Source organism: Microbacterium sp. UBA3394 (assembly GCF_002358725.1).
Classification (GTDB): Bacteria; Actinomycetota; Actinomycetes; order Actinomycetales; family Microbacteriaceae; genus Microbacterium; species Microbacterium luteum.
Window position 1 is genome coordinate 1 of the sequence record NZ_DEPK01000103.1, and the last position, 3,537, is coordinate 3,537.

5 protein-coding genes and 1 pseudogene are annotated in these 3,537 nt (G+C 72.1%); all 6 read right to left on the reverse strand.

Annotated elements, in window-relative coordinates; translation table 11 throughout:
• The coding region (gene topA, locus B4E30_RS06545) for a type I DNA topoisomerase (RefSeq protein WP_286794124.1) at window positions 1–1,377 on the reverse strand (1,377 nt) is incomplete at its 3' end.
• A 66-nt stretch (window positions 1,378–1,443) separates the two neighbouring features.
• Complete coding sequence (locus B4E30_RS06550; RefSeq protein WP_286794125.1) at window positions 1,444–1,761, reverse strand: Rv3654c family TadE-like protein; 318 nt, start codon at window positions 1,759–1,761, stop codon at window positions 1,444–1,446.
• Window positions 1,761–2,117: a TadE family type IV pilus minor pilin gene (locus tag B4E30_RS06555; RefSeq protein ID WP_286794126.1), complete on the reverse strand. Its 357-nt coding sequence runs from the start codon at window positions 2,115–2,117 to the stop codon at window positions 1,761–1,763. Before B4E30_RS06555 ends, B4E30_RS06550 begins: the two co-directional genes overlap by 1 nt.
• Window positions 2,114–2,308 (reverse strand): DUF4244 domain-containing protein, encoded by a 195-nt coding sequence (locus tag B4E30_RS06560; protein ID WP_286794128.1) that lies wholly within the window; start codon window positions 2,306–2,308, stop codon window positions 2,114–2,116. Before B4E30_RS06560 ends, B4E30_RS06555 begins: the two co-directional genes overlap by 4 nt.
• 48 nt (window positions 2,309–2,356) lie before the next feature.
• Window positions 2,357–3,325 carry a type II secretion system F family protein gene (locus B4E30_RS06565; protein ID WP_348670270.1) on the reverse strand — a complete coding sequence of 323 codons (969 nt, stop codon included), beginning with the start codon at window positions 3,323–3,325 and terminating at the stop codon, window positions 2,357–2,359.
• Window positions 3,310–3,537, reverse strand: a pseudogene (locus B4E30_RS06570) (hypothetical protein); the annotation flags it as partial. The pseudogene B4E30_RS06570 and the gene B4E30_RS06565, both read right to left, overlap by 16 nt.

Here is a 3,537-nt window from a genome sequence, read left to right on the forward strand (position 1 = left end):
GTGCTTCTCGTCGCTGCCCTCTTCATAGGCCTCGAGGAAGCCCTTGAAGGTGTAGACCGTTCCCGAGGCCGTCAGCTCCACCCGGCGCCCGCCGGCGTCGACCTCGAGCGTGACCGTGGTGGTCTCGTACTTGGCATCGGCCATCTGGCTGGCCATGGTGCGCTTCCAGATGAGGTCGTACAGGCGCTGCTCGTCGCGGTCCAGCTCGCCGGCCACCGACGACGGAGTGCGGAAGTCGTCGCCCGAAGGACGGATCGCCTCGTGCGCCTCCTGCGCGTTCTTGGAGTTGCTGCGATACAGCCGGGGGTTGGCCGGCACGGCCTTGTCGCCGTAGAGGCTCACGGCCTGCGCGCGCGCCGCTTCGACCGCCTGCTTCGACAGCGCGGTCGAGTCCGTTCGCATATAGGTGATGAACCCCTTCTCGTAGAGGCGCTGAGCCACGCTCATCGCGTGCTTCGCGCTCATCGAGAGCTTGCGACCGGCCTCCTGCTGCATCGTAGAGGTGGTGAACGGGGCCTTGGGGCTGCGGGTTCCCGGCTTCGCCTCGAGGTGGGAGACGGATGCGCGCGACGCGGTGCGGATGGCCTCGGCCAGGTCGTTCGCCTCGATCTCGCTGAGGACGAGCACCGCCTTCTTGAGCTCACCGCGGTCGTCGAAGTCGGTGCCGCGCGCGAGGGCTCCCCCGTCGATGCGCACCAGACGGGCCGAGAAGGCCTTCTCGGGGTCGGTGGCCTCACGCAGGGTGACCGCCGTCGCGTCGATCCCCCAGTACGAGGCCGAGACGAACGCCATGCGCTCGCGCTCGCGGTCGACGACCAGGCGCGTCGCGGCCGACTGGACGCGACCGGCGGAGGTTCCCTGCTGCACCTTGAACCACAGCACGGGGCTGACGTCCCAGCCGTAGAGCCGGTCGAGGATGCGCCGGGTCTCCTGCGCGTCGACGAGCGCGAGGTCGAGCTCGCGGGTGTTCTGCACCGCGGCACGGATGGCGTCCTTGGTGATCTCGTGGAAGACCATGCGCTTGACCGGGACCTTCGGCTTGAGCGTCTCCAGAAGGTGCCACGCGATGGCTTCGCCCTCGCGGTCTTCATCGGTGGCGAGCAGGAGCTCGTCGGCCTGCTTCAGCGCCCGCTTGAGCTCGGTGACCGTCTTGCGACCCCGCTCGCTCTCGACGTAGTACGGATCGAAGCCGTTCTCGACGTCGATGGAGTACTTGCCGTAGGCCTCTTTCTTCTCAGCCGGGATCTGCTTCTTGTCCGCGAGATCGCGGATGTGCCCGACCGAGCTGAGCACCTCGTAGTCGTCGCCCAGGTATCCCTGGATCGACCTCATCTTGGTCGGCGACTCGACGATGACGAGCTTCTTGCCTGTGGCCAACGGGGGGTCCTTTCGTCGATGCACACCATACACACCGCCCGATAGCGTGTCGCTGAGAGCCACCCGTCACGGCGGTGGGCCGGCTCGCGCCGACGCGTGGAAGGGCATCCCCGCGAAGGTCGACGACAGCGTCACGGTCGCGATGAGCTCCACGAGGTCGCACGACGACACGGTGACGCCGTTCGCTTCGGCCACCTCCGCGGCTCGCTCGCAGGGCACCCCGGTCGCCGCGCCCGAGGCGGCATCTGCGGCGGCGAGGGCCGCGGCGTCGGCGGCGCCGGCGAGTCGCTGGGCGGCGCCGGACGCCATGCCGACGACGGCGAGCGCTCCGATGAGGGTCGTCGCGGCGCCGATCGCGCCGACCGTGGCTGCGGTGCCGGGCATCAGAGTCCGCCCGCCAGCGCGCAGCCCTCCGCGCGCAGGGTGATCGGCAGCGGCGGGGCGTCGACGGCCGCGGTCACGCACACGAGATCTCCCCGCGCCGTGATCTCGACCGAGGCGCCGGGCACCGCCGAGGTGACGGCGCCGGCCGCGCGCCCGGGATCATCCTCGCGGGCTGCCAGACGCGCTGCGTCGGCGACGGCATCCTGCAGGCGCACCTGCCGGGAGCCGGCGCTCAACGCGCCGACCCCCAGCGCGATCACCAGCACCAGGGCTGGCAGCGCGACGGCGAACTCGGCGGCGACGGCCCCGCGGTCGTCGGCCCGGAACCCGCCACCGCCGAGAACGCCACGTCTCATTCGACCGTGAGGGCGCGGCGGACCAGGTCGGTGAGGATGCCGCGCACTTCGTCGGATCTCATGATGACCACCAGGAGTCCCGCAAAGGCGACGGCTGCCATGGTGGCGATCGCGTACTCGGCGGTCGCCGCCCCGCTGTCGTCAGCGAACAGGCGGCGGGCTCGGGCGGTGGTGAGGGTCGGGAGGGACATCGGATACTCCATCTCTTGTGGTGGTTTCTTCGGGGCACGCTTGTCGGGTCAGGGTGGGGCGGACGGGAGATCGAGCGGCACGGCCCCGAGCACGCCGAGCATCATCGGGGCGACGCCGAGCAGGAGGAAGGCCGGCAGCGTGCACACCCCGAGCGGCACGAGAAGGCGCGAGGCGAGGTGGGCGGCGCGCAGGCGTCCGTCGACGCGGGCGCGATGTCGCGCGAGAGCCGCGGATGCGCGAAGCATCTCGACCGCGGGAACGCCCGCCCGACGGGAGAGCTCGAGTGCCGGCTCGGCGACGTCGCGCTCTTCGGCGCTTTCCGTGAGTGCCGAGGCCGAGGCGACGAGTGCCTGCGCGCGTGCGATCGACACCCCTCCGCTCAAGGCGATGGCGAACAGCTCCGCCGCCATGCCGGGGATGTGGGATGCGCCGCCGGCCTTGCGCACGAGGGCCGCGTTCCACCGGTGCGCCGCCAGGGTGAGCAGCACACCGCCCACGAGGCACACGGCGCCCAGGGGCGAGCGAGTGAGGGCGGCGAACGTGTCGAATCCGAAGGCCGCGGCCAGTACGACGCCGACCGCGGGAAGCCATCCCATCAGCCTCGCCGTCGCGCGAGGCTCCGCCAGGGCGACGCGCACGTCGTCGGCGGCCTCCTCGGCGTCGCGGAGGGCCACGGACAGTCCGCGCAGGCTCGCGGCCAGCGGTGCTCCGACCGTCGTCGCGACGCGCCACGCGGCCGCCACATCACCCCATGCCGCCGCGCGCTCCGACGCCCCGGGGTCCCGGCGCCCGTGCGGCGGTCCGGCCGCCGATGAGGCGATCGCCGTGGCCAGATCGCCTCCGTCGGCGACGGCGGCCATGACGCGGAACGCGGCGATGTCGCCGGTGGCCGCGAGCATCTCCCACGAGCGGGCGGGACTCACGCCGGCCTGCAGCATGACCGCGAGCCGCAGCACCGTCCCCGCCGGATCGGCCCGGTCGGGCTCGGCGCGACGGCGCATCAGGCGGGCGGCCACGTCAGTTCCTCCACGCGAAGACGACCCGACTCCTCGAGGGTCGGCCGGCCGACGGCCGCGATGCGCCGGGCGCCGTCGCCGGATCGGGCGACGTGGATCACGAGATGGACCGCGCTGACGGTCTGTCGAGCGAGAGTGCGATCGTCCCAGCCGGCGAGCGCGCCGAGGGCCTCGAGTCGGGCGGCGACCTCGGCGATGCCGTTCGCGTGCAC

Excerpts from the sequence above, each read along its gene's own strand:
- B4E30_RS06555 (WP_286794126.1), bottom strand. The coding sequence starts at position 2,117 with ATGAGACGTGGCGTTCTCGGCGGTGGCGGGTTCCGGGCCGACGACCGC.
- B4E30_RS06560 (WP_286794128.1), bottom strand. The coding sequence starts at position 2,308 with ATGTCCCTCCCGACCCTCACCACCGCCCGAGCCCGCCGCCTGTTCGCT.
- B4E30_RS06550 (WP_286794125.1), bottom strand. The coding sequence starts at position 1,761 with ATGCCCGGCACCGCAGCCACGGTCGGCGCGATCGGCGCCGCGACGACC.